Annotated in this window: 17 protein-coding genes and 1 riboswitch; of the genes, 8 read left to right on the top strand and 9 right to left on the bottom strand. The window is 71.9% G+C overall.

Translation table 11 applies throughout. From position 1 onward, the window contains the following. Nucleotides 1-100: 100 nt before the first annotated feature. Entirely contained in the window at nt 101-1129 is a 1029-nt protein-coding gene (locus tag ABIA32_RS05370) for a hypothetical protein (protein WP_370092656.1), read from the bottom strand. 160 nt (nt 1130-1289) lie between these two features. Here ABIA32_RS05370 and ABIA32_RS05365 point away from each other — a divergent pair, with 160 nt between their 5' ends. The 4 genes from ABIA32_RS05365 to ABIA32_RS05350 all read left to right on the top strand — a co-directional run bounded on the left by ABIA32_RS05365 (nt 1290) and on the right by ABIA32_RS05350 (nt 7507). Then, nucleotides 1290-1742 (top strand): PH domain-containing protein, encoded by a 453-nt coding sequence (locus tag ABIA32_RS05365; protein ID WP_370092655.1) that lies wholly within the window; start codon nt 1290-1292, stop codon nt 1740-1742. A gap of 209 nt (nt 1743-1951) precedes the next feature. After that, entirely contained in the window at nt 1952-4360 is a 2409-nt protein-coding gene (locus ABIA32_RS05360) for a helicase-associated domain-containing protein (RefSeq protein WP_370092813.1), read from the top strand. Between the two features lie 48 nt (nt 4361-4408). Beyond that, a complete protein-coding gene (locus tag ABIA32_RS05355) occupies nt 4409-5794 on the top strand; it encodes an aspartate aminotransferase family protein (protein ID WP_370092654.1) in 1386 nt (461 codons plus the stop codon). A 75-nt stretch (nt 5795-5869) separates the two neighbouring features. Next, on the top strand, nt 5870-7507 hold the full coding sequence (locus tag ABIA32_RS05350) for a DNA repair helicase XPB (RefSeq protein ID WP_370092653.1): 1638 nt from the start codon (nt 5870-5872) through the stop codon (nt 7505-7507). Between the two features lie 4 nt (nt 7508-7511). Here ABIA32_RS05350 and ABIA32_RS05345 read toward each other — a convergent pair whose 3' ends face one another. Next, nucleotides 7512-7721, bottom strand: coding sequence for a hypothetical protein (locus ABIA32_RS05345; protein WP_370092652.1), 210 nt, complete (start codon nt 7719-7721; stop codon nt 7512-7514). Between the two features lie 311 nt (nt 7722-8032). Between ABIA32_RS05345 and ABIA32_RS05340 the strand changes: the two genes are divergently transcribed. Beyond that, on the top strand, nt 8033-10156 hold the full coding sequence (locus ABIA32_RS05340; RefSeq protein WP_370092651.1) for an AAA family ATPase: 2124 nt from the start codon (nt 8033-8035) through the stop codon (nt 10154-10156). A gap of 142 nt (nt 10157-10298) precedes the next feature. On the opposite strand, the gene ABIA32_RS05335 is transcribed toward ABIA32_RS05340, so the two are convergent. Next, nucleotides 10299-11003 carry a copper homeostasis protein CutC gene (locus ABIA32_RS05335; protein WP_370092650.1) on the bottom strand — a complete coding sequence of 235 codons (705 nt, stop codon included), beginning with the start codon at nt 11001-11003 and terminating at the stop codon, nt 10299-10301. A gap of 139 nt (nt 11004-11142) precedes the next feature. On the opposite strand from ABIA32_RS05335, the gene ABIA32_RS05330 reads away from it, so the two are divergent. Both ABIA32_RS05330 and ABIA32_RS05325 read left to right on the top strand, forming a co-directional pair. Continuing rightward, nucleotides 11143-11808: a hypothetical protein gene (locus ABIA32_RS05330; RefSeq protein WP_370092649.1), complete on the top strand. Its 666-nt coding sequence runs from the start codon at nt 11143-11145 to the stop codon at nt 11806-11808. 19 nt (nt 11809-11827) lie between these two features. Beyond that, nucleotides 11828-12289 (top strand): YcxB family protein, encoded by a 462-nt coding sequence (locus ABIA32_RS05325; RefSeq protein WP_370092648.1) that lies wholly within the window; start codon nt 11828-11830, stop codon nt 12287-12289. A 138-nt stretch (nt 12290-12427) separates the two neighbouring features. On the opposite strand, the gene ABIA32_RS05320 is transcribed toward ABIA32_RS05325, so the two are convergent. From ABIA32_RS05320 to thrC, 6 genes are all read right to left on the bottom strand, one after another. Next, the gene (locus tag ABIA32_RS05320) at nt 12428-12682 is read right to left on the bottom strand and encodes a DUF4031 domain-containing protein (RefSeq protein WP_370092647.1); all 255 of its coding nucleotides are present in this window, start codon (nt 12680-12682) and stop codon (nt 12428-12430) included. Further along, on the bottom strand, nt 12679-13035 hold the full coding sequence (locus ABIA32_RS05315) for a hypothetical protein (RefSeq protein WP_370092646.1): 357 nt from the start codon (nt 13033-13035) through the stop codon (nt 12679-12681). The genes ABIA32_RS05320 and ABIA32_RS05315 overlap by 4 nt, the downstream gene beginning before the upstream one ends. Nucleotides 13036-13135: 100 nt before the next feature. Next, nucleotides 13136-14758 (bottom strand): chaperonin GroEL, encoded by a 1623-nt coding sequence (groL, locus tag ABIA32_RS05310; protein ID WP_370092645.1) that lies wholly within the window; start codon nt 14756-14758, stop codon nt 13136-13138. Nucleotides 14759-15084: 326 nt separating this feature from the next. Further along, nucleotides 15085-15288, bottom strand: a complete 204-nt coding sequence (locus tag ABIA32_RS05305) for a cold-shock protein (protein ID WP_009189266.1) — start codon at nt 15286-15288, stop codon at nt 15085-15087. 375 nt (nt 15289-15663) lie between these two features. Continuing rightward, nucleotides 15664-15942 carry a MoaD/ThiS family protein gene (locus tag ABIA32_RS05300; protein WP_370092644.1) on the bottom strand — a complete coding sequence of 93 codons (279 nt, stop codon included), beginning with the start codon at nt 15940-15942 and terminating at the stop codon, nt 15664-15666. Next, entirely contained in the window at nt 15939-17240 is a 1302-nt protein-coding gene (thrC, locus tag ABIA32_RS05295) for a threonine synthase (RefSeq protein ID WP_370092643.1), read from the bottom strand. The genes ABIA32_RS05300 and thrC overlap by 4 nt, the downstream gene beginning before the upstream one ends. After that, a riboswitch (SAM riboswitch) is annotated at nt 17234-17382 on the bottom strand. It overlaps the preceding gene by 7 nt. Before the next feature lie 165 nt (nt 17383-17547). Here thrC and ABIA32_RS05290 point away from each other — a divergent pair. Next, the gene (locus ABIA32_RS05290; RefSeq protein ID WP_370092642.1) at nt 17548-18510 is read left to right on the top strand and encodes a glucosyl-3-phosphoglycerate synthase; all 963 of its coding nucleotides are present in this window, start codon (nt 17548-17550) and stop codon (nt 18508-18510) included. Nucleotides 18511-18528: the final 18 nt, after the last annotated feature.

The following is an 18528-nucleotide window of genomic DNA, read 5'->3' as shown; positions in this document are numbered from 1 at the left end:
GCGAGAAACCACTCTGTGCGGATGGTCCTCAACGCGCAGGGCCGTCCGCACAGGGTGGTTTCTCGCGCAGTTCCCCGCGCCCCTGGGAGTTGCAACTGACTCAGCGTCGGGAGATGCGCCAGGCGAGGAACGCTGCCGAGAAGCCCGACGAGAACCGCAGCCAGAAAGCGAAGGCGTTGTGCGTCGCCGCGGTCATCTGCGCGGAGGTCAGGCCCGGGTGGCCCGGCGCGTGGCCGGCGCGGCTGTAGAGCCAGAAACCGCAGGCCGTCGCCGTCAGGCCGGGGACCCAGAGGGCTGCGAAGCGGCCGACCCCGCGGCCCAGGCGGCGGCCGCCGTACGCGAAGAGCCACCCCAGCAACGCCACGTACCAAAGACCCGTCACCGCCGCCGCGACCAGCACCAGCGTCGCGAGCGCCTCCACGAAGGGGATCGGCAACCGCGGCACCGTGACCGGCTGCGCGACCTCTGGAGCCGGGCTCGGCGCCGACGCTGTCGGAGGCGTCAACACCCGCCTCAGCAGGCCGCGCTTCGGTGCGGCTGCGGGAGTTGAAGCTGCCGGTTCCGGCTGACGGGCTGTCGGGATGCCCGTCACCGGGTCCACCAGACCGGCCCGGTACGCGCTGCTCGGGTCGAGTTCGTCCACGAAGCCGCCGGCCCAGCCCGGCGGCCGGACCACAGGGATACCGCCCTCGTACCCGCCGGAGCCCTCCGCGGCTCCGCCGCCCAGGGTCCACCAGTCGGTCGCGTACCCGGTGTTGCCCTCGTTGCCCGCGTCCGCGCGGACGAAATCGGCGCGCCCCTCGATCACCGGAGCGCTCGCCTGGGCCGACACGGACGGCGCGGCCGGCGCTCTCCGCACGACTTCCGCCGCGGACGCCGGCAGCGCGCCGCCCGCCGCGCGGCTCACCACCTCGTCCGGGGTGCCGAGCCCCGCGAGGATCTTCCTGACCGAGCCGACCTCCGCCCGTGCCGTGCGCGGGGCCGTTGCGGCCTGCTGGGCGTCGATCGTCTGACGCAGCGTGTTCACCAACCGCGCGCGGTCCGCCGCCGTCAGGGCCGGTGAGGCTCCGGCCAGGTCGCCCACCCGGCTGAGGTAGTCGTAGACCAGCTGCTCGCTCTCGATCCCCATCGTGCTCCCCGCCCTCCCAGCGGCTCCGCCGCAGCCACCGACGGCGTCAGCTTAGGCTGGCGGGTGTGGATGTGACGCACGTACCCGGAGATCTGCGCTGGTACTCCCTTCCGCCCGGGCTGCGCCGCCTGCGGCGGGCTGGGTCCGGGTGCGGATGAACGTGGCGGGGCAGAGCGAGAAGGCCTCCGTGCTGCTGCCGGTCACCCCGAAGGGCGAGGCGCTGGCACTGCTGGCCCGGCTCTGGCCGGGGCTCGACCTCGACGCGGTGGAGCTCACCCGGCCGCCGCGGCGGGCGCGCTGGATCGCACCGTTCTGGGCGGCCCGCTCGGGCTGCGGCTACGACGAGCGGGTCTTCGTCAGCGTCAAGGGCCTGGTGGTGCGACGGACGGAGGTCATCCCGCACGCCAAGCCGCAGAGTCTCGCGGTGACGCAGAATCTGCTGACCAAGGCGCTCGGCCTGGCCGAGTTCCAGCTTCATTCGACGAAGGGTCCGGTCGCCGTGACCGCCCGCTTCCGCGACCTGCGCGAGGCGCGCGCCCTGCTGGAGGCCCAGGCGCACCGCTCCCGCACGAGCCGCCGCGAGGACGTCCCCGCTCGCTGGGCAACGGACTGAGGTACGAGCCCAGCCAGGCGGCCGGGGCCTCGACGCCGCGCTGCCTCATCGCCCGAGGCCGGTCCGGCCCAGCCCGGACGGGGGGCCCAGCTGATCGCACGCCCGAGCTCTCGGGCTCGGCTGCCGGTAATCTGGGTCGGATGAGCACCGGGAGAACCGGGGGGTCTCCCCGGGCGAAGACGGCGAGCACGGCGACGGCAGCGCAGCCGGTGAAGACGGCGTCCGCGCCGCGCACCCTCGCCGAGGACCTGCGCGGGCGGGACGACGACGCCCTCGGCGCGCTGCTGCGTGCCCGCCCGGACCTCGTGCATCCGGTGCCCGCGGACCTGACCCAGCTCGCCACCCGCAGCTCCACCCGGGCCAGCGTGATCCGCGCGCTCGAGCGGCTGAACCGCTTCACGCTGCAGGTCGCCGAGGCCCTGGCGGTCGCCGCCGACCCCTGCGAGCCGGGCGAGCTCCGCGCGCTGCTCGGCACGGCGCAGGAGCCCGAGGTCGAGGCCGCGCTCGGCCCGGCGCTCGCGACGCTCCGGGACGCGGCTCTGCTGTGGGGCGACCCGGAGCGCCTCCGGCTGATCCGGACCGCGCGCGACGTGCTCGCGCCGGGCGGCGGGCAGCCGGGACCGACCGGGCTCGGCCCGGTCTTCGCCGAGGCGGGGGCGGGACTCTCGCCCGGTCGGCTGCAGGAGATCCTCGCGGACGCGGGTCTGCCCAGTACCCACGATCAGGTGAGCGCGCTCACCTCGCTGAGCGCCCTCTTCGCCGACCGCGCCCGGGCGGACGCGCTCCTCTCGCAGGCCCCCGAAGGCGCGCGGGGCGTGCTCAACAAGCTGGTCTGGGGTCCGCCCTTCGGCGCGACCCCGCCGCGCGCCGTCCGCGCGGCGGACGCGCGCACGCCCGTCGAGTGGCTCCAGGCGCGCGGCTTCCTGCTGCCCGCCGGACGCGACGCCGTGGTCCTGCCCCGCGAGGTCGCCCTCTGTCTGCGCGGCGGACTGGCCCACCGCCAACTCGAACCGATCGCCCCCGACCTGGTGACCGCGCGGACGATCGACCCCGATCAGGCCGACCGCGCCGCGGCCGCGCAGGCGTTCACGGCCGTCCGCACGGTCGAGGAGGCGCTCGACCTGTGGAGCACCGAGCCGCCGACCGTGCTGCGCGCCGGCGGCCTCGGCGTCCGCGACCTGCGGCGGGCGGCGCAGGCCCTGGACCTGACCGAGCCGATGGCCGCGTTCTGGCTCGAACTCGCCTACGGGGCCGGGCTGCTGGCACCCGACGGGGAGGCCGACGAACGCTGGGCGCCGACCCCCGCCTTCGACGAGTGGCTGCGCCGTCCCGTCGCCGAGCGCTGGCTGCTGCTGGCCCGCACCTGGCTGACCGCGACGCGGCTCGCCGCGCTGGTCGGCAGCCGCGACGCGAAGGACAAGGTGCTACCCGCCCTCGGCGGCGGGTTGGACCGGGCGCTCGCCCCGGAGATCCGGCGCGACGTGCTCACCCTGCTAGCCTCGCTGCCGCCCGGCGGCGCGGGCGAACCCGCCTCGCTGACTGCCCGGGTCCGCTGGCAGCGGCCGCTGCGCGGCGGCGAACTGCGGGACCGGCTGGTCAGCTGGACGCTGGACGAGGCGGAACAGCTCGGCCTCACCGGCCGCCGCGCGTTGGCGCGCTTCGCCGTGCCGCTGCTGGACGGTGACGAGGCGTCGGCCGAGGCCCGGCTCGCCCCGCTGCTGCCGGAGCCGCTCGACCAGGTGATCCTGCAGCCCGACCTGACCGCCATCGCGCCGGGACCGCTGCACACGCCTCTCGCGCAGACCCTCGCGGTCGCGGCGGACGTCGAGTCCAAGGGCGGCGCGACGGTCTACCGGTTCACCCCGGACTCCGTCCGCCGCGCCCTGGACGCCGGCCGCAGCGCGGCGGAACTGCACGCGTTCCTGGCCGACCACTCCAGCACTCCGGTGCCGCAGCCGCTCTCCTACCTGGTCGACGACGTGGCCCGCCGCCACGGCCGACTGCGGATCGGCGCGGCCTCGGCGTACCTGCGCTGCGACGACGACGCGCTGCTGGACGAGCTGCTCGCCGACCGCCGCGCCGCGCAGCTGCGGCTGCGCCGCCTGGCCCCGACCGTGCTGGCCGCGCAGGCGGAGCCCACGGCGGTGCTCACCCAGCTGCGCGCGATGGGCTACGCCCCGGCGGCGGAGTCCGCCGACGGCGACGTGCTCATCTCCCGCCCGGACGCCCGGCGCACGCCTCCCCGCACTCCCCCGGCCCCGGTCCCCGACGGCCCGCCGCCGGTCACCCGGGCGCTCCTCTCCGCCGCGGTCAAGGCCATCCGCGCCGGCGACCGCGCCGCGACCGTCCCCCACCGCGGCGCGGAAACCCCCGGCGGCCCCCTCCCCCGCACTCCGGCGTCGGAGACCCTGGCCACCCTCCAGACCGCGGTCCTCACCGGCGACGCGGTCTGGATCGGCTACGTCAACGCGGAGGGCTCCGCCAGCCAACGCGTCATCGAACCGGTCCGGGTGGAGGGCGGCTTCGTCACCGCCTTCGACCAGTTCCACGAGGAGATGCGCACGTTCTCGCTCCACCGCATCACCGGCGTCGCGGAGCTGGCCGCCGACGAGGGGTGAGACGAGGGGTAACGTGCGTGCGGGTGCGGGCCGACTTACGGTCGTGGCATGGATGCGTACGAGGAACTGTTCCTCCGTGCCGCCCGCGACGCCGCCCGCTACCGGGCGTCCGTGGCGGACCGTCCCGTCTCTTCCGGCGCCGACATGGCCGCCCTGCGGTCCGCGTTCGGGGGCCCGCTCCCCGATGCGCCGACGCCGCCGGGCGAGGTGGTGGACCGGCTGGTGGCCGCGGCCGAACCAGGGCTGACGGGGACGGTCGGGCCGAGGTTCTTCGGGTTCGTCATCGGCGGATCCCTGCCTGCGGCGGCCGCGGCCGACATGCTCGCGACCGGCTGGGACCAGTGCGCCTACAACGCGGTGCTTTCCCCCGCCGCTGCGGCGGCCGAAGAGGTGGCGGGGACCTGGGCGAAAGAACTGCTCGGTCTCCCCGGGACGGCGTCGGTCGGGTTCGTCACCGGCGCGCAGGCGGCGAACACCGTCGGACTCGCCGCGGGCCGGCACCAGGTGCTCGCCGAGGCCGGGTGGGACGTCGAACGGCACGGTCTGCACGGGGCGCCGAGGGTGCGCATCGTCGCGAGCGGTGAGCGGCACGCCACGATCGACCGCTCGCTGCGGCTGCTCGGTTTCGGCACCGCCGCCGTCGAGACGGTCGGCACCGACGCCAACGGCGCCATCGACGTGGAGGATCTGGCATCCGTGCTCGCCGCCGGGCCGAGCGCTCCCACGCTGGTCTGTCTGCAGGCGGGCAACGTCAACACGGGCGCCTGCGACGACTTCCCCGCCGCCATCGAGATCGCCCGTCGGCATCGGGCCTGGATTCATGTGGACGGTGCCTTCGGCCTCTGGGCGGGCGCGAATCCGGCCACCGCGCACCTGGTCCGTGGCGTCGAGGCGGCGGACTCCTGGGGCTGTGACGCCCACAAGTGGCTGAACGTCCCCTACGACTCCGGGTTGGTGTTCTGTGCCAAGCCGGACGTCCACGCCGCCGCCGTCTCCTACAGCGCGGCCTATCTGGTCGGCTCCGGTGGTTCGGCGAACTGGGGCCTGGGTGATCTGACCCCTGAGTCCTCCCGCCGCGCGCGGGGCTTCGCCGTGTGGGCCGCGCTGCAGCAGCTCGGGCGCAGCGGCGTGGCCGAGCTCGTCGAGCGCGGCTGCCACCTCGCCCGGCGGATGGCCGAGCAGCTGGCCGTCGGCGGCGCCACGATCGAGAACGACGTCGTGCTCAACCAGGTCCTCGTCGGCTTCGGCGACGACACCCCGCTCACCGATCGACTCATCGAGGCCGTCCAGAGCGACGGCACCTGCTGGCTCGGCGGCACCCTCTGGCACGGGAAGCACCTGATGCGGATCTCCTTCTCCAACTGGACGACGACGGAGGACGACGTCGACCGCTCCGCCGAGGCGATCCTGCGCCTCGCGAGAGAGCGACTCTGACGCCGTCCCGTTCACTCCGGCGATGCGGGACACTGGTGGTTTGGCCCCTCGCACCCGGCTCCGGAGGACACGCACGTGAACGACGGCCCGCTCATCGTCCAATCCGACAAAACCTTGCTCCTAGAGACCGGCCACCCCGACGCCGACGCGTGCCGGCGCGTCATCGCGCCGTTCGCGGAGCTGGAGCGGGCGCCCGAGCATGTGCACACCTACCGGGTGACGCCGCTGGGTCTCTGGAACGCGCGGGCCGCCGGACACGACGCCGAGCAGGTGGTGGACGCGCTCGTCACCTACTCGCGCTACCCCGTGCCGAACGCGCTGCTCGTCGACATCGCCGACACCATGGACCGGTACGGTCGGCTGCAGCTCAGCAAGCACCCCGTGCACGGGCTCGTGCTGACCACCACCGACCGCCCCGTCCTCGAGGAGATCCTCCGCTCGAAGAAGATCCAGCCCCTCGTCGGCCAGCGGCTCGACCCCGACACCGTCGTCGTGCACCCCTCCGAGCGCGGCCAGATCAAGCAGGTGCTGCTCAAGCTCGGCTGGCCCGCCGAGGACTTCGCCGGGTACGTCGACGGCGAGGCGCACCCGATCGAGCTCGCGCAGGACGGGTGGAAGCTGCGTCCCTACCAGGAGCAGGCCGCCGAGGGCTTCTGGCACGGCGGCTCCGGCGTCGTCGTGCTGCCCTGTGGAGCGGGAAAGACGCTGGTCGGCGCCGCCGCGATGGCCAAGGCCAAGGCGACCACGCTGATCCTGGTGACCAACACCGTCTCCGCCCGCCAGTGGAAGCACGAGCTGGTCAAGCGGACCTCGCTCACCGAGGAGGAGATCGGCGAGTACAGCGGCGCCCGCAAGGAGATCCGCCCGGTCACCATCGCGACCTACCAGGTCATGACGACCAAGCGGAAGGGCGTCTACTCACACCTGGAGCTGTTCGACTCCCGCGACTGGGGCCTGATCGTCTACGACGAGGTGCATCTGCTGCCCGCGCCCGTCTTCAAGTTCACCGCGGACCTGCAGGCCCGCCGCCGGATCGGCCTCACCGCGACGCTGGTGCGGGAGGACGGCCGGGAGGGCGACGTGTTCTCGCTCATCGGCCCCAAGCGCTTCGACGCCCCCTGGAAGGAGATCGAAGCGCAGGGTTACATCGCCCCCGCCGACTGCTGCGAGGTGCGGGTCACGCTCACCGACCACGAGCGGCTCGCCTACGCCACGGCGGAGCCGGAGGAGCGGTACCGGTTCTGCGCCACGACGGCGACCAAGCGCCGGGTCACCCAGGCCCTCGTCGAGAAGCACCGGGGCACGCCCACGCTCGTCATCGGGCAGTACATCGACCAGCTCGACGAGCTGGGCGAGGCGCTGGACGCGCCGGTCATCAAGGGTGAGACCACGAACGCTCAGCGCGAGAAGCTGTTCGAGGCCTTCCGACAGGGCGAGATCAGCGTGCTGGTGGTGTCCAAGGTCGCCAACTTCTCCATCGACCTGCCCGAGGCGACGGTGGCGATCCAGGTCTCCGGGACCTTCGGCTCACGCCAGGAGGAGGCCCAGCGGCTGGGCCGCGTGCTGCGGCCCAAGGCGGACGGGCACATGGCGCACTTCTACTCGGTCGTGGCCCGGGACACCATCGACCAGGACTTCGCCGCGCACCGGCAGCGGTTCCTCGCCGAGCAGGGCTACGCCTACCGGATCATTGACGCGGACGACGTGCTGTAGCCCGTCAGTCCTTGTGGAGGAGGTCCTCGGGGAGGCCGTCCCGGCCGAGGAGGACGACGGAGAAGGCCGTGGTGGCCACGATGCCCACGCCTCGGGCGCAGGCGGCGATCGGGTTGCGCGGGCGCCGGGCCGCCTTCGTGGCTCCACGGGCGACGACGGGACGGTGGCTGCGGACGCGGGGCTGGGGGCGGGGGTCGATGTGTGCGGTAGCCATGACTCAAAGGTAGATTTCGGGCGCCCCGAAGTCGTCAGCCCACCGGCCTAATCGGGGACCCCTTCCGGCTCCTCCCCGAGGGGTACTCCGCCTCATCCCCGCGTCAGGGTTACCCCTGATCTCCCCGGCATAAAGATTCGCATGCCACCCACCGTTGGGTATATGGTTTCCGGTCTGCCGCCTCCCCGTCACGCACGTGGGGAGGCGCCGCCCGGACGGTAACCGGGCGGCTCTCAAATTCCATCGCAGATCTTTTGAGACCGCTGCGCGCCGGGCACCCCCCGGTGTTCCGCAGCCGGGAAGGCTTCCTTGTGCCCGCGCACACTTCTGCACCGGTCGGCCCCCTCGACCGTGAGCGCGCCCATCTCGCCTCCTCCCGCTCCGCGCTGCGCGCGATGCGGGAGGACGTCCAGGCGCTCGACATCCGCGACGTCACCGGCAACTGGGTCAACGCCGCGATCCTCGCCCGCGAGATCGACGACCGGATCAAGGCCCTGGCCGACCTCGCCGACACCCCGCTCTTCTTCGGCCGCCTCGACTTCCAGCACGCACCCGGCGCGGACCTCGCCGAGGGTGCGGACGGCGAGCGTTTCTACATCGGTCGCCGCCACGTCCACGATCACGACGGCGACCCGATGGTCATCGACTGGCGCGCGCCGGTGTCCCAGTCCTTCTACCGCGCAAGCAAGAAGGATCCGCTCGACGTCGCGCTGCGGCGCCGCTTCGGCTACACGGGCGGCGAGCTGACCGCCTACGAGGACGAGCACCTCACCGACCCGGAAGAGGAGCAAGGCACCAGCGCGCTGCTCGCCGCCGAGATCGAGCGTCCGCGCGTCGGTCCGATGCGCGACATCGTCGCGACGATCCAGCCCGAGCAGGACGAGATCGTCCGCGCCGACGTGCACGGCACCGTCTGCGTCCAAGGCGCGCCCGGCACCGGAAAGACCGCCGTCGGTCTGCACCGTGTCGCCTACCTGCTCTACGCCCACCGTGAGCGCCTGGCCCGCACCGGCACCCTGGTCATCGGCCCGAACCGCTCCTTCCTCCACTACATCGAGCAGGTCCTGCCGGCCCTGGGCGAGCTCGACGTCGCGCAGGCGACGGTCGAGGAGCTGGTCGCGCACGTGCCGCTGCGCGGGCAGGACACCGCGCAGGCGGCCCGACTCAAGGGCGATGCCCGGATGGCGGAGGTGCTGCGGCGCGCGGTCCGGTCCGGCATCACCCTGCCGACCGAGGGCTGCGTCGTCGTCCGCGGCTCACGGCGCTGGCGGGTGGCCTCCTACGAACTGGAGGAGATCGTCCGCGAGCTGATGGACCGTGACATCCGTTACGGCGCGGCCCAGGCCGCCCTGCCGCAGCGGATCGCGCACACCGTGCTGGTCAAGATGGAGCAGGCGAGCGAGGCCCCCGACGACCGCGTCCAGGACGCGGTCGCGCGCAGCGCGTCCGTCAAGGCGACGGCCAAGACGCTGTGGCCGCCGGTGGATCCGGCGAAGCTGGTGCTGCGCCTGCTGTCGGAGCCCGAGTTCCTGGCGCAGTGCGCGGACGGCCTGCTGACGGCCGAGGAGCAGGCCGCCGTGCTCTGGCCCAAGCCCGGCCGCAGCGTGAAGACGGCGCCGTGGACGCCGGCCGACGCGGTCCTGGTCGACGAGGCACGGGACCTGGTCGAGCGGACGCCCTCGCTCGGCCACGTGGTCCTGGACGAGGCGCAGGATCTCTCCCCGATGCAGTACCGGGCGGTCGGCCGCCGTTGTACGACCGGCTCGGCGACGGTGCTGGGCGACATCGCCCAGGGCACGACGCCCTGGTCCACGGACAGCTGGGCGACAGCCCTGGAACACCTGGGCAAGCCGGGCTCCCGGGTGGAGGAGCTGACCATGGGCTTCCGCGTGCCGCTCGAGGTCATCGACTACGCCTCGCTGCTGCTCCCCGCCATCGCGCCGGGGCTCGCCCCGGCCACCTCCATCCGCGACACGACGGACGCGCTCGCCGTCCGACGGATCGACGGCGCGGCCTCCCCGGAGGACGCCTCGGCGCTGGACGCGGCCTCCGCGCTGGCCCCGGCGACGCCGCCGGCCCTCACGGACGCGGTCGTGGAGGCGTGCGTGACGGCGCTGGCCAACGAGGGCTCGACCGGCCTCATCGCCGCGGACGCGCGGATCCCCGCGCTCTCCGCCGCGCTGACCGCGGCGGGGCTGCCGTTCCTGGACCCCGGCACGGAGACCTCCGCCGACGCGCGGCTGACCCTCGTCCCGGCGTCGCTGGCCAAGGGCCTGGAGTACGACTACGTGGTCCTGGACGAGCCGGCGGCCATCGTCGACGGCGAGGCGGACCTCCGCACGGGGCTCCGCCGCCTCTACGTCTGCCTCACCCGCGCCGTCTCCGGCCTCGACGTCCTCCACGCGCGCCCCCTGCCGGAGGCGCTGGCCTACTGAGGCCCAGTTGCAACTCCCTGAGGGGCGCGGGGAACTGCGCGAGAAACCACCCTGCGCGCATGGCCCTGCTCGTTCGGGGACCCACCTCCTCGGGTGGCTTGTCGCGCAGTTCCTCGCGCCCCTGAGGAGAGTGCAACTGACCCTAGGCTGCCAAGGGCTCCGCATCGAGCAAGCGGCGCCACTGCTGGACGAGGCCGGTGTCGACCGGGCTGGCCCAGCCCGCCGAACGGACCATCGTGCCGACGTGGAAGCCGTCGATCCCCGCGGAGCGCAGGCGCGGGACGTGTTCGGTCTTGAGGCCGCCGCCGACCAGGATCTGCGGACTGTAGCCAGGCTTCCCCGCGCGCGTGACCTCGTCCACGAGTACGTCCATGCCGACAGCCACGCCCGCCGCCGAACCCGCAGTCAGGACGGTATCCAGGCCGGGCAGGCCGTCGATCGCCGCGCGGACGCCGTCACGCGACGCCGCGTTGTCGAGCGCACGGTGGAAGGTCCAGCTGCAGCCGGAGATCGCGTCCAGCACCGTCCGCAGCGTCGGCAGGTCGACGGTGCCCTCCGGCGTCAGAAAGCCGAGGACGAACTCCTCCGCGCCCTCCGCGCGCAACGCCTCGGCCCGCGCGCAGAGCGCGTCGACGTCGCGCACCAGGAAGCCGTCGCCGTCGCGCAGCATGACCCGCAAGGGGACGTGCACCGCCGCGCGGATGCGTGCGAACTCGGCGAGGTCGGGCGTCAGCCCGTCGGCCGCCATGTCGGTGACCAACTCGAGGCGGTCCGCCCCGCCCGCGGCCGCCGCGACGGCGTCCTCCGCGTTGGTAGCGATGACCTCGAAGATCGCCCGATCACTCATGTGCAGCCTTTCTGCTCCGCTCTCAGCCCTCGCCAACAGGTCTAGTCCAATACACCCTAGTTGCTCGGAAGCACGAAACGCACCCCTGTGGTCAGCCGGAAGGCCGCGCGAGCGCTCCTGTCCGTACCACAATGGCTGTATGCCCGAGCCGTCGCATCCCGACCAAGCCCTCGCCGAGGCACTGCTGTCCCGCTGGACCGCGCTCTTCGCCGCCCCGGAGGCGGAGCCCTACGGCGAACAGCTGATCCGCCGCTGGTCGGAGCCACAACGCAGGTACCACACCTTGCGCCATCTGGCCGCGACCCTCTCGGCCGTCGACCGCCTGGCCGCGCACGCGGAGGACGCGGACCTGGTCCGGCTCGGGGCCTGGTTCCACGACGCGGTCTACGCCCCGGACCGCACGGAGAACGAGGAGCGCAGCGCGCGCCTGGCGGAGCGGGTGCTGCCCGAGCTCGGCGTGCCGGACGAGGCCGTGGCCGAGGTGGCCCGCCTGGTCCGGCTGACCGCCGACCACGACCCGGCCGCCGGCGACCGTAACGGCGAGGTGCTCTGCGATGCCGACCTCGCGGTACTGGGCGCTCCCCCGGAGATCTACGCCAGCTACGCGGCCGCCGTGCGGGCGGAGTACGCGTTCGTCCCTGACGACGAGTTCCGCGCGGGCCGCGCGCAGATCCTGGAGCAGTTGCTGGCCCTGCCCACGCTCTACCGCACGCAGGCCGGACAGGCCGCGTACGGAGAACGGGCTTTGACGAACATGCGTACCGAGCTGGTGCGGTTGCGCGATAAGGTGCCGCCCATCGCATGAGTCGAACCGGGTGGGGCGCATGGACATCGAGGCCGAGTTCGAGTACGCGCGCGGCGAGCTGCGCGGGTACTGGCTGCGCACGACAGCGTGGATCAACGCGCTCTGGCTGTTGCTCGGCCTGGGCGGACTGGTCGTCGCGCTGGCCGCGCACCCCTTGTCCGCCTCGCACCTGACGCTGGCGCTGCTGTCGCTGCTGCTGCTCGGCAGCCACGGCCTGGCCGTGGAGCGCCGCCTCCGGAATCTCAACACCGGCACGGAGCTGTCGCTCCGCTTCACCGAGCTCGGGCTTTCCTGGCGGAATCAGTTCGTCTCCCACCAGATCCGCTGGCCGGCGGTCCGCCGGGTGCGTCGCACCCGCGGGTGGCTGGTCTTCGAGGGCACCCGCAGCGTGGGCAACGTCGCGTTTCCGGCGCGTTCGCTGAGCGAGGTCCAGATCGAGGAACTGACCAAGTGGCTCATCGCCCAGAAACTCCTCCGCTGATGAGCTGACGCTCACTTGCACCATCAGGGGCGCGAGGAACTGCGCGAGCAACCACCCTATGCGGATGGCCCTGCGCGTTGAGGACCATCCGCACGTCGGTGGCTTGTCGCGCAGTTCCTCGCGCCCCTGATGGTGCAACTACCTCTTGCGCCGCCGCAGCCCCGCCGCCGTCAGCCGCGCCACGATCTCCCTGCTGCGCACCGGCGTCGCCCCCAGCTCCACCGCCGCCGCGTACAACCGCTCCGGCACGTCGTAGTGGTCCCGTTCGAAGCCGCGCTCCGGGACCCCCAGCCGCCGCGCGAACGCATGCAGCTCGTCCAGCGACTCGTCCGAGACCAGGTGTGACCAGAGCCGGCCGTGGCCGGGCCAGCTCGGGGGGTCGATCAGGATCACGGGGTCAGCTCCCCCACCGCCGCGACGACGACACCCTCCTTGCCGCAGACCCAGTGCGGGTCGGGGCCCAGCTCCGGCTCGACGCTCAGCGCGTGCGGGTCGCCGTCCGACGAGCAGAGCGGACACAGCGGCCACCGACCCCAGCCCTCCAGCAGCCCGTCCTGCACGTCCTGGGCGACCAGCCCCAGCACGTAGTCGACCCCGTCCGGCCACTGCTCGACCCACCACCGCCGTTGCACGATCGCGTCCTCCAGCAGCGAGACGACCGCGGCGTCCGCCACGTCCCGCACCGACAGATCCTTCAGCAGCGCGCTCCGCGCGCCGTGCAGGGCGGTCTCCAGTGCACTTTCCATCCCACCAGTGTCCTCTCCTCCAACGCCGGAAGGCGGCCCACCCCTCTCGGGGTGAGCCGCCTTCCGAACGAGCTTCAGACGCTCCGATCCGTCAGACGGATCAGAAGTCCATGTCGCCGCCGGGCATGCCGCCACCGGCCGGGGCGCCGGCCTTCTCGGGCTTGTCGGCGATGACGGCCTCGGTGGTGAGGAAGAGCGCGGCGATGGAGGCCGCGTTCTGCAGCGCGGAGCGCGTCACCTTCGCCGGGTCGATGATGCCCGCGGCGATGAGGTCGACGTACTCGTTGGTCGCGGCGTTCAGGCCGTGACCGGCGGGGAGGTTGCGAACCTTCTCCACCACGACGCCGCCCTCGAGGCCGGCGTTGGTCGCGATCTGCTTGATCGGGGCCTCGAGCGCGACGCGCACGATGTTGGCTCCGGTCGCCTCGTCACCCTCGAGCTCGAGCTTCTCGAACGCGACACCGGCCTGCAGCAGGGCCACGCCGCCACCGGCGACGATGCCCTCCTCGACGGCCGCCTTCGCGTTGCGAACGGCATCCTCGATGCGGTGCTTGCGCTCCTTGAGCTCGACCTCGGTGGCCGCGCCCGCCTTGATGACAGCGACGCCACCGGCCAGCTTGGCCAGGCGCTCCTGCAGCTTCTCGCGGTCGTAGTCCGAGTCGCTGTTCTCGATCTCGGCACGGATCTGCGCCACGCGGCCCGCGACCTGGTCGCTCTCGCCGGCGCCGTCCACGATGGTGGTCTCGTCCTTGGTGACGACGACCTTGCGGGCGCGGCCCAGGAGCTCCAGACCGGCGTTCTCCAGCTTGAGGCCGACCTCCTCGGAGATGACCTGGCCACCGGTGAGGATGGCGATGTCGCCCAGCATGGCCTTGCGACGGTCACCGAAGCCCGGGGCCTTGACGGCGACGGACTTGAAGGTGCCACGGATCTTGTTGACCACGAGGGTGGAGAGCGCCTCGCCCTCGACGTCCTCGGCGATGATCAGCAGCGGCTTGCCGGACTGCATGACCTTCTCCAGCAGCGGCAGCAGGTCCTTGATGCCGCCGATCTTGGAGTTGGCGATCAGGATGTAGGGGTCCTCGAACGAGGTCTCCATACGCTCCAGGTCGGTGGCGAAGTACGCCGAGATGAAGCCCTTGTCGAAGCGCATACCCTCGGTGAGCTCCAGCTCCAGACCGAAGGTCTGGGACTCCTCGACGGTGATGACGCCTTCCTTGCCGACCTTGTCCATCGCCTCGGCGATGAGCTCGCCGATCTGGGTGTCAGCGGCGGAGATGGAGGCGGTGGAAGCGATCTGCTCCTTGGTCTCCACGTCCTTGGCCTGCTCGAGCAGCTGGGCGGAGACGGCCTCGACGGCCTTCTCGATGCCGCGCTTGAGGGCCATCGGGTTGGCGCCGGCGGCGACGTTGCGCAGACCCTCGCGGACGAGCGCCTGGGCCAGCACGGTGGCGGTGGTGGTGCCGTCACCCGCGACGTCGTCGGTCTTCTTGGCGACCTCCTTGACGAGCTCGGCGCCGATCTTCTCGTAGGGGTCCTCGAGCTCGATCTCCTTGGCGATGGAGACACCGTCGTTGGTGATCGTGGGGGCGCCCCACTTCTTCTCCAGAACGACGTTGCGGCCCTTGGGGCCAAGCGTGACCTTGACGGCGTCGGCGAGCTGGTTCATACCGCGCTCGAGGCCACGACGGGCCTCTTCGTCGAACGCAATGATCTTGGCCATGGAAGCGGTCCTCCTGGACAGACTGGCTGCTTCGGACCGCGCTGGCGCCCGCGACGGACGGCACCGACCTTCGGCGGTTCCTTCCCGCCGCGCCCGGAGCCTCACCGACCCGGCCCGTTGTCACTCTCTACCTCAGAGTGCTAACGCCAATGATTAGCACTCGACCCCCCTGAGTGCAAGCAGCGGACGCAACGGAGGACCCCCGTCTCGAGTGAGACAGGGGTCCTCCTGAAGACCTGCGTGGATGCATCGTTTCGCTGAGATGAGCTGGAACGAGCTCTGCGGGTCCTGAATCAGTCAGCGGTCGCCGGCTGCAGTGGGGTGCGTTACGCGGTCACGCGGACCATGTCCGCCTGCGGGCCCTTCTGGCCCTGCGAGATCTCGAACTCAACCCGCTGGCCCTCTTCGAGCGACCGGTACCCGTCCATCTGGATCGCGCTGTAGTGGACGAACACGTCCGCACCACCGTCGACCGCGATGAAGCCGTACCCCTTCTCCGCGTTGAACCACTTGACGGTGCCCTGAGCCATTCCAAACTCCCCTATTACTGGCCCTTTCACGGTCCGCACACCGCGGACCGGACCGGTCGGAACGCTGCGGGATGCAGACGCCACGCCCCCGATCGACGCTGAATGTATCCACTCCGATGCCCTGAGCAACAGAGCATAAGCCGGGGAATTCTCAGGAGAAGTTAAGAGACATAAACGGTAATCAACCGCAAAGGCGAGCAATTCGGGCCGGACATAAGGGACGGGTCCGGCATATTGCCGCAGGAAAAAGAATCAGCCAACCGTCTCGACGGACGGGACAGGAGCACTCTACTCCTCTTAAACATCAGGAAATGACAGAGTCGGTGCACCCCTGTCAGGGGTGCACCGACTCTGCACAGCTGTCAGCAGCAATCGTCAGCAGCCGCCGGCCACCGCGGGGATGATCGAGACGCCCGCACCTTCCGGCGTCGCCGTCTCCAGACCGTCGGCGAAGCGCACGTCGTCCTCGTTGACGTAGACGTTCACGAAGCGGCGCAGCTTGCCGTTGTCGTCCAGCAGCCGGGCGGAGATGCCCGCGTGGTTGGCCTCCAGGTCCTTGATCACCTCGGCGAGGGTCGCGCCCTCGGCCTTCACCTCGGCGTTGCCGCCGGTGTAGGTGCGCAGGATGGTGGGGATGCGGACGTTGACGCTCATGCGAGGCCTGCCTCTCGGAACGAGTCAAGGGTGGGGCGGATGACGGCGGTCGGGCGGGCGGCGTCCGCCACGGCCTCCAGGGTCTTCAGGCCGTCGCCGGTGTTGAGCACGACGGTCTCGGCGGCCGGGTCCAGCACGCCGTTCTCGATCAGCTTGCGCAGCACGCCGACGGTGACGCCACCGGCGGTCTCGGCGAAGATGCCCTCGGTGCGCGCCAGCAGGCCGATCGCGTCGACAACCTGCTCGTCGTTGACGTCCTCGACCGCACCGCCGGTGCGGCGGACGATGTCGAGCACGTAGATGCCGTCGGCGGGATTGCCGATGGCCAGCGACTTGGCGATGGTGTCCGGCTTCTGCGGGCGGACCACGTCGTGGCCGGCCTTGAAGGCGGCGGACACGGGGGAGCAGCCCTCGGCCTGGGCGCCGAAGATCTTGTAGGGCTTGTCCTCGACGAGGCCGAGGGCGATCAGCTCCTTGAGGCCCTTGTCGATCTTCGTCAGCTGCGAGCCGGAGGCGATCGGGATCACCAGCTGGTCCGGGATCCGCCAGCCGAATTGCTCGCAGATCTCGTAGGCCAGCGTCTTGGAGCCCTCGCCGTAGTAGGGGCGCAGGTTGACGTTGACGAAGCCCCAGCCCTCACCGGCCGGGTCTCCGATCAGCTCGGAGCAGAAGCGGTTCACGTCGTCGTAGTTGCCGTCGATGCCGACGACGTCGCCGCCGTAGATCGCGGCCATGACGACCTTTCCGGCCTCCAGGTCGTGCGGGATGAAGACGCAGGCGCGCAGCCCGGTGCGGGCGGCGGCGGCGGTGACCGCGCCGGCCAGGTTGCCGGTGGAGGAGCAGGACAGCGTGGTGAAGCCGAAGGTGCGGGCGGCCTCGACGGCGATGGCCACGACCCGGTCCTTGAAGGAGTGGGTCGGGTTGCCGGAGTCGTCCTTGACGTAGAGGGAGCCGGTGATGCCGAGCTCGCGGGCCAGGTTGTTCGCCTTGACCAGCTTGGTCAGGCCCGGGTTCATGCTCGGGCGCTCGGCGACGTCCGGGGAGACCGGCAGCAGCGGGGCGTAGCGCCAGATGTTGGCGGGGCCGTTCTCGATCTGCTTGCGCAGGCCCTCCGGGTCACCGGCCGGGAGCTCGTAGGCGACCTCGAGCGGGCCGAAGCACTCCACACACGCGAAATCGGGAGCGAGGGGGGTGCGTGCTCCGCACTCGCGACAGGACAGGGCCACGGCGGGGCCGAAGGCGTCGGGTGCGACGGTGTGGCTGACAAGAGCCATGATGGCGAGAACCTCTCTCCTCATCTTCCCCGGGGCGCGTTTCGCCACAGGACGGAATTGGCACCTTCCCGGCCTGGGCCACGCGGCGTGTGCACGCTGCGGACTACCTGGCAGGGGGGTTGCCGGGACTTCGACGGGCCGTTCCCTCAGTCCCTCTGGATGAGCGCTATGGCGTCGCGCGTTCGCACGCGGCGCATTTGTCGGAGACGGACCCCAATGTGCGATGAGTCCACCTCGTCCTCAAGACTGTAACCGAAGCCCCACCGACCGCTCACTGCCGTCCGAGACGCGAGACGGGCGCGTCGCCGACCGTCACTGCCGAGGGAGATCCGTGCTGGACCAGGTCGAGGACTGGCTGCGCCGCCGCTCGTGGAGCGCTGCCGACCGACCCCTGCCCGAACTGCTGGCCGCGAAGCGGCGCAGCGGCGCGACCGTCAGCGTGGTGCTGCCCGCGCTCGACGAGGAGGAGACCGTAGGCGAGATCGTCGCCGCCATCCGCCGCGACCTGATGGAGGCCGTGCCGCTGGTGGACGAGCTGGTCGTGGTCGACTCCGGCTCGGTGGACCGCACGGCGGCCGAGGCCACGGCGGCGGGCGCACGCGTGGTCCACCGTGACGAGATCCTGCCGCGACTGCCGGTCGAGCCGGGCAAGGGGGAGGTGCTCTGGCGCTCGCTCTTCGTCACCCGCGGCGACATCGTCTGCTTCGTCGACTCGGACCTGCGGGCCTTCGACTCGACCTTCGTCTCCGGGATCGTCGGCCCGCTGCTGACCGATCCGGGGATCGACTTCGTCAAAGCGATGTACGACCGGCCTTTCGACACCGAGACCGGCTCCATTCCGGCGGGCGGCGGCCGGGTCACCGAGCTGGTGGCGCGCCCGCTGCTCAACCTGCACTGGCCGCTGCTGGCCGGCTTCGTCCAGCCGCTCGGCGGCGAGTACGCGGCGCGGCGCTCATTGCTGGAGCGGCTGCCCTTCCCGACCGGCTACGGCGTGGAGCTCGGCCTGCTGGTCGACGCGCTGACGGCGGTCGGCCTGGACGCGCTGGCCCAGGTGGACGTGGGCGTGCGGCACCATCGCCACCAGGACGCGCAGGCGCTGGGCCGGATGGCGGCGACGATCTACCGCACCGCGCTGGACCGGCTGAAGACGCCGGAGGAGCAGGTCACGTCGGAGCTGGTGCAGTTCACCCGCACGCCGGCCGGCTTCACGCCGAGCACGAGCGAGATCGCGCTGGTGGAGCGGCCGCCGGTGGTGACCGTGCCGGAGTACCGCGCGCGGCGGCGATCGCAGTAGGGAAAGGTTTGCTCCACT

This window comes from Streptacidiphilus sp. MAP12-20, assembly GCF_041262525.1.
In the GTDB taxonomy this organism is placed as follows: Bacteria; Actinomycetota; Actinomycetes; order Streptomycetales; family Streptomycetaceae; genus Streptacidiphilus.
The sequence above is the reverse complement of the archived record's forward strand: the minus strand, read 5'-3'. Positions and strand labels throughout refer to the sequence as shown.

Bases quoted from the DNA above. Each gene is read 5' to 3' on its own strand.
- ABIA32_RS05370 (WP_370092656.1), bottom strand. From the start codon at position 1,129: ATGGGGATCGAGAGCGAGCAGCTGGTCTACGACTACCTCAGCCGGGTG.
- ABIA32_RS05355 (WP_370092654.1), top strand. From the start codon at position 4,409: ATGGATGCGTACGAGGAACTGTTCCTCCGTGCCGCCCGCGACGCCGCC.
- ABIA32_RS05345 (WP_370092652.1), bottom strand. From the start codon at position 7,721: ATGGCTACCGCACACATCGACCCCCGCCCCCAGCCCCGCGTCCGCAGC.
- ABIA32_RS05335 (WP_370092650.1), bottom strand. From the start codon at position 11,003: ATGAGTGATCGGGCGATCTTCGAGGTCATCGCTACCAACGCGGAGGAC.
- ABIA32_RS05330 (WP_370092649.1), top strand. From the start codon at position 11,143: ATGCCCGAGCCGTCGCATCCCGACCAAGCCCTCGCCGAGGCACTGCTG.
- ABIA32_RS05325 (WP_370092648.1), top strand. From the start codon at position 11,828: ATGGACATCGAGGCCGAGTTCGAGTACGCGCGCGGCGAGCTGCGCGGG.
- ABIA32_RS05315 (WP_370092646.1), bottom strand. From the start codon at position 13,035: ATGGAAAGTGCACTGGAGACCGCCCTGCACGGCGCGCGGAGCGCGCTG.
- groL (WP_370092645.1), bottom strand. From the start codon at position 14,758: ATGGCCAAGATCATTGCGTTCGACGAAGAGGCCCGTCGTGGCCTCGAG.
- ABIA32_RS05305 (WP_009189266.1), bottom strand. From the start codon at position 15,288: ATGGCTCAGGGCACCGTCAAGTGGTTCAACGCGGAGAAGGGGTACGGC.
- ABIA32_RS05300 (WP_370092644.1), bottom strand. From the start codon at position 15,942: ATGAGCGTCAACGTCCGCATCCCCACCATCCTGCGCACCTACACCGGC.
- thrC (WP_370092643.1), bottom strand. From the start codon at position 17,240: ATGAGGAGAGAGGTTCTCGCCATCATGGCTCTTGTCAGCCACACCGTC.